The 6,101-nt window shown below is 32.6% G+C and carries 5 protein-coding genes and 1 pseudogene; all 6 read right to left on the minus strand.

Annotated elements, in window-relative coordinates; translation table 11 throughout:
- Positions 1-96: 96 nt before the first annotated feature.
- The 6 genes and pseudogenes from ACFWDE_RS29595 to ACFWDE_RS29620 all read right to left on the minus strand — a co-directional run bounded on the left by ACFWDE_RS29595 (position 97) and on the right by ACFWDE_RS29620 (position 6,020).
- Positions 97-867 (minus strand): ABC transporter ATP-binding protein, encoded by a 771-nt coding sequence (locus tag ACFWDE_RS29595; RefSeq protein ID WP_377896279.1) that lies wholly within the window; start codon positions 865-867, stop codon positions 97-99.
- 143 nt (positions 868-1,010) lie between these two features.
- Positions 1,011-1,112, minus strand: a pseudogene (locus ACFWDE_RS29600) (sensor histidine kinase); the annotation flags it as partial.
- Complete coding sequence (locus ACFWDE_RS29605; RefSeq protein WP_377896280.1) at positions 1,108-2,109, minus strand: DUF418 domain-containing protein; 1,002 nt, start codon at positions 2,107-2,109, stop codon at positions 1,108-1,110. The gene ACFWDE_RS29605 and the pseudogene ACFWDE_RS29600, both read right to left, overlap by 5 nt.
- A 141-nt stretch (positions 2,110-2,250) precedes the next feature.
- Positions 2,251-3,093 carry a sensor histidine kinase gene (locus ACFWDE_RS29610; RefSeq protein ID WP_377896283.1) on the minus strand — a complete coding sequence of 281 codons (843 nt, stop codon included), beginning with the start codon at positions 3,091-3,093 and terminating at the stop codon, positions 2,251-2,253.
- A 323-nt stretch (positions 3,094-3,416) separates the two neighbouring features.
- Positions 3,417-4,859 (minus strand): IS4 family transposase, encoded by a 1,443-nt coding sequence (locus tag ACFWDE_RS29615; RefSeq protein ID WP_377896281.1) that lies wholly within the window; start codon positions 4,857-4,859, stop codon positions 3,417-3,419.
- 141 nt (positions 4,860-5,000) lie between these two features.
- Complete coding sequence (locus ACFWDE_RS29620) at positions 5,001-6,020, minus strand: alpha/beta hydrolase (RefSeq protein WP_377896282.1); 1,020 nt, start codon at positions 6,018-6,020, stop codon at positions 5,001-5,003.
- Positions 6,021-6,101: the final 81 nt, after the last annotated feature.

Raw genomic sequence — 6,101 nt, forward strand, 5'->3', positions numbered from 1 at the left:
TGAAATGCAAGTAATGCATAAGTAAAGAAAATCATAATAGCAAACGTACTACTTAAAAAATGAGCCAAATATGTTCGTTTACTTCGAATGACGTTATTAAATGCGAACTGTCGAAAAGTCATTTGCATTTCCTCCTAATAATGCTAAAACCTCTAGAATTTTTTGATAGAATACTTTGCGATTATCTCCACAATAAATCTCATTGTATAACTGTCCATCTTTGATAAACACAATGCGATCACAATAACTTGCAGCCATTGCATCATGTGTCACTAACATCATCGTTGTGCTATTTTCTTTATTAAGCGTTGTCAATAATCCCATCACATCACTAGCAGATTTTGAATCCAGATTTCCTGTAGGCTCATCCGCAAGTAATAATTTCGGATTATGAATAGTAGCTCGTGCGATTGCTGTTCTTTGTGCTTGCCCACCAGAAATTTCATACGTACGTTTATCTAATATTTCAGTTATCCCTAGTTTTTCAGCAATAGCTTCCACTTTCCCTTCCATTTCTCTAGAGCTTACACCATCAAGCGTAAGTGGAAGAACAATATTTTCTTTCACTGTCAGTGTATTAAGGAGATTAAATGATTGAAAAACAAACCCTAATTCACGTCTTCGAAATAAAGACAACTGATCTGGAGATAACAGATATGGATTTTCTCCATGAATTAATACTTCTCCTGATGTTGGAGCATCTATAGTAGACACCATATTTAATAGCGTTGTTTTACCACTCCCAGATGGTCCCATAATTCCTACAAATTCGCCTTTGTTTATTTTTAAATCAATATGGGATAATGCTGTATAAGAAATTTTCCCAGGATAAACTTTCCCTAAATCTGAAACATGTAGTATCTCCACAAGTATTTCACCTTCCATTTCTCTTTTCGATACATGAAGTGTAACCTATACTTAGTATGTCTCATATCGATTTCCCTAACATTTATCTAACAAGTTTGTAAGATTCAAAAGAAAAAACCGATGAAAGGTATACCTTTCATCGGTTAACGAGATGCATACGGGAATACGATTCTAACTTTTGTTCCCTTACCTACCTCAGATTCTAGCTCAATCTTATGATTTAATTTTTCACATACTTCTTTAACAGGTTTTGTTTTCTTTAAAATTAGAATCTTTCGCGAATGAATCTACAATTCGAACTTTCTTCCAATATATTCCCATACGCCATATCCATTCTAAAGGTCCCATTCTAAAGTACTTTAACCATATGTTACTATAAATAATTTGTATAACAATAATGGATAGACCGATACCTAAATAGGTTAAGAATGAGAATTTTCCATTTTCTAAATAGTCAAAAACAATCGATGTGTGCACAATAAAGTTTGACATAGACATTCGGCCAAATGCGATTAAACATGAGAACATACTTCTTACCATGGGAATCATACTTAAAATGGTAAAGCAAACAATATAAAATAGGGGCAGTACGAAAGAACTAAAATTATTCATCCAGCCATAAGAATAGTATGTTAAAAAGAAAAGGAGGACTAAACCTGTTACAAGTAATACCTTATATCTTTGTAGGTGATTGAAAAAAGATACTTGTCCTAAAAATATCCCTAAAATAACCATTGAAAACCCGCTTAACATGCTTACTAAAGATACAATTTGATTATTAGTTGATTCACCTTCAATTAAAACCATGTCACGTGTGAACCAAATTAATATTGCAATAGCGATAAAAACGACAATGTTAATCGTCGGTGGTATATACTGAAATACAAATCCTATTAGCCCATAAATTGCATACATAATAAATAATCCACCGGCAGGGACCCCTACAAATGTACATGTAACACCAATTAATAACAGGATACTAAAACGCCGGATATATATTAAATTTGCCCTTTCACCCCTCTTCTTTAAATTTGACATTAATAATGCAGAAGATAAGCCTAGAAGGAACATAAATATATAAATAAATTTTGATACCATGAAAGTGTAAACGAAAGAGCTAAAATAAGGATGGGCATCAGTGCTCACCATACTCGTGTTTTGAAATATATTTGTAAAAGTAATGCCTATAAGCGCAAATCCCCGTAAATAATCAACTATTTCAATACGTTGCTTTTGTATCATAATTCCTTTCTCCTTTCAGTTTTGATTCTACATACAATGTACATATTGCATAGGATTTTTCCTATCGATTTCCCTAACATTTATCTAACAAGTTTGTAAGATTCAAAAGAAAAAACCGATGAAAAGTCTACCTTTCATCGTTCAACGAGATGCATATGGGAATACGATTCTAACTTTTGTTCCCTTACCTACTTCAGATTCTAGCTCAATCTTATGATTTAATTTTTCACATACTTCTTTAACAAGATATAATCCCATTCCCGTAGACTCTTTAAATTTCCTACCATTTTCTCCAGTATAAAATGGATTGAAAACACGTGGTAAATCAGCAGTAGGAATGCCCACTCCATAATCTCTTACTTCCAAAATAATTGCTCGTCCTTTTGAATACGCCGATACTATTACTTTCTCTTTCTTACTTGATGAATATTTAATTGCATTTGACAGCACTTGATTGAGTATAAATCGAAACCATTTCTTATCTGTTTCTACAATAAGACTCGGATCTACCTTTACCTCTGGATACACATAACTACGTATAAACAGACGTTTATTTTCATGAATAACAGAATCAATCATTCCTAATATTCGCAATCTGTCTACATGAAAATCCTGTTCAAATGTTTCTAAACGAGCAACATATAAGACCATTTCCAATCCTTTTTTGATTCTTTCCGTTTCTTCATTAATACTGTCAAATCGAGAGTCATCTGCATCTTGTGTAATTAACTCAATAACAGAAAGAGGTGTTTTCATTTGATGAACCCATTGATTCATAAAAGTCATTTGTTCTTGTTGTTTTCGTTCCCATTTTTTTAATTGGTTTTGATAATATTGATATTGAGTTTGTAGTAATTTATCTAAGGCCATTGATAATGGAGTCAAATCACTATCTTTTATTGACTCATTTAAAGTTTCCATTGGTGTTGATAGACGCTTGTAGAATGAACGATGACTATAATAACGATATATTAGATAACCTATGGGAACATATCACATTGACAGGTGATTATGTGTGGAACTTAAACCAAAAAACAAATTTCAATAATCTAAGACCATTACGAGATAAAAACTCTATAAAAAAGCAATAAAATGAATAACCGATTCCTTAACTTACAGGGAATCGGTCAATTTGTGTCCAAATTATGTCTAAACGTACAATTTTCCCGAAATGATATGGTGACCCCATGCCCATCAACTTAAGAGCCAAAACAAAATGCACTTCCGTTCATATGAACGGAAAAACTCTTAAAATACTTTGTGTCCTTAAAAATGAGTATACCAAATAAACCTCAATCAACCCAATTTTAAAAATCATGCAATTTTTTTTGTTTTTCCAATCCACTATACTCATAAATAACACCCAGGATATCAAAGACTGTTTTCTTCTCATATCGGTGAGATTTTCGTCCATTTTTCAGTAAGAGGTTGAATAGACGGCACAAGATTTTTGTTATTTCTTGAGTGTTTTGTTGTATAGTTTGATACAAGATGTATAGATGATCTTGTATCATTCCAATGGCTTTATATTCGCTTAATTCTTTTTGTTTCTTTTGTAAAATCAACTGTCGCATTTTGAACATAGTAGAAGAACATAGAAAAATAGCAATTAGTTTTCCATAAATGTGACATTCTAATCGCTCTTGTTTGATATTTTGCCAATGATGGATTTGAAAAAGTGATTTCCAAGTTTTAAAGATAATTTCGATTTGCCAGCGAAGAGAGTAAAAATCATGTATTTGTTCCATCGGAACAATCTCCCAAGGTATATTGGTAACATATATGTTAATACCAGCTAATCTTTTGCTTTTATCTGAATATGTAATGCCCTTTTTACTTTCCGTATACATTTGTTTTTTCATACGCTCACGAAGTTGTTTTTCAGTTAATCGATACATAATAACTCTTGTGAATAGTTTTTTATCTTTTCCAATATAACCGTCTGTTATTTCATGGACTTGTCCTGGTTTTAAGGTATTCATAATCTGTTCTAAATCAACTTTGATGTACTGAGACTCTTTTTTTACTGTCCCATTTCGAAAGTATTCAGGAAACTCATTTTTGATATACACCATATTGTTTAGTTTAAGCCGCGATATATAATACACGCCTCGTTGGTCCATTTGATCTAAATCGTCCAGTGAATAATAGCCTAAATCGCGAATACATAGATCGCCAGGGCGTAATGTCGCTAAACATTCTGTTCCAAAGGTCTTATCATTATTCTTTCCTGGTTCAACTTGAAAATTTAAAAACTGTCCGCTATGTAAATCATATTCTAATTGAATCTTTATACCCGCTGTTTGTGCACAACCACCTGATCCAGGATACACACTAGCTAAATGTTTTGGCACTTGGAAAATCGTTGCATCTAAAATACGAATCCGTTGAAAATAAGTGATTGAAGAGCTTGGAATCACTGATGTATCAGAAATTTTATTTTTTAATAATGTGGAGAAAATATGTTTTAAAAAGCAAACAGCCTTCTTATTGAAACGTTTATTTAGTCCTTCTGGACTCATAAAAGTTCCTGTAACAGCATGAAGTTGACTACACAGTCGAACTAAGGAATCACTCGTTACACGTTGACTAATCCAGACACAGATAATAGCTAAGTCACGTCCTGAAAACTTACGCTTTCGTTGAACAAAAGCTAGTTCTCTAGCAAGTTTTTCTAAAAATGAAGGGGTAAGATGTTGATGTAATTCTTCAGCAAATAATTGTAGCTCACTTTGAATCGAAAGATTCATAAAAAACGCCATCCTTTCTGTATATTTCTACAAAAAGAATAGCGTTCTTTTCAGTATATAGATACAAATTTATTTTATCTTGATGAACATGTACGGTACTCCTGAAAATCGCACTCTGTTTTTATGTTAACTTTAAACATATCATTTACTTTTACTTAAAAATGCCAGAACTTTGTTGAAAGTTTCTAGACCCGCTTGGGTATTCATTTTAAATTGAAATTCATGCGCTAACTCACCAGAAACATTTTTATCAAAGAAAAGACTATCTACAGACACTCCTTTACTTTGTAAAGCAGAAGCCAATGCTTTACCTTGATCTTCAAATGATCCAGTGTTCCCATCTGTGATAAATGCTGGTGGATATTTTTTTGTAACATGATTTAAAATTGAAGCTATTTTTACTTCTGATGATCCTTCCCAATTTTTTTTACCCAAATAAGCCCAACCAGTGGTACGCATGAAATCTTGTATTTCTTTAGTTGATTCTATCTTAGCTAATTCAGGCATATTATATGGACCGCAAAATAGCAGTGCACCTTTTATTGTAGAAGGATCAACAATAGCGTCAATCTTTGCTAATTTTGCATACCCTTCAGATGTCTGAATATTAACGAATTGACCAGATATTTGTGCTCCAGCAGAATCTCCTGCAAAATAAACACGATTCAGATTTAAGTCATATTTTTTTGCATTTTCTTTTATGTATTCATAAGCCTCACCTAGTTGGAGTACTGGCGTTGGATATTCTCTTTTAGGAGCAAGAGCATAGTTTATATTCACTACTATATAACCACGAGCAGCTAAGTTTACCGCATACCCAGTAATATCTGATTTATCTCCCCCTACAAATCCACCTCCATGTACCCAAAAAATAATAGGAGTTTTTTCTGCACGATTTTTCGGATAAATGATGTCAAATTTGCCATCTGGGAATTTAGAATTATAATTGATATCCTTAACGATTTTTGTTTCGTTTAGAGCATGGTCATAATCAGCTGACGGAACGAACGTTCCGCCTTCAAATGCTTTTTTAATCAAAAATGCTTTTGGAACTGGTGAAAGGTTCCAATAACTAATTCCCGCAAGAGCCAATCCCAAAACTATCATGAGAGATATAAGCATTCTTTTTTTCCATACTCCTTTAGGTTTTGTTATTTTCATTATAAATTTATCTCCGTTCCTTATTTGGTTATTACTTTGAATTACTTCTTAATAAAAAGAGTATAACAAATTTATATATAT

This window comes from Bacillus sp. NPDC060175, from assembly GCF_042728695.1.
GTDB lineage: Bacteria > Bacillota > Bacilli > Bacillales > Bacillaceae_G > Bacillus_A.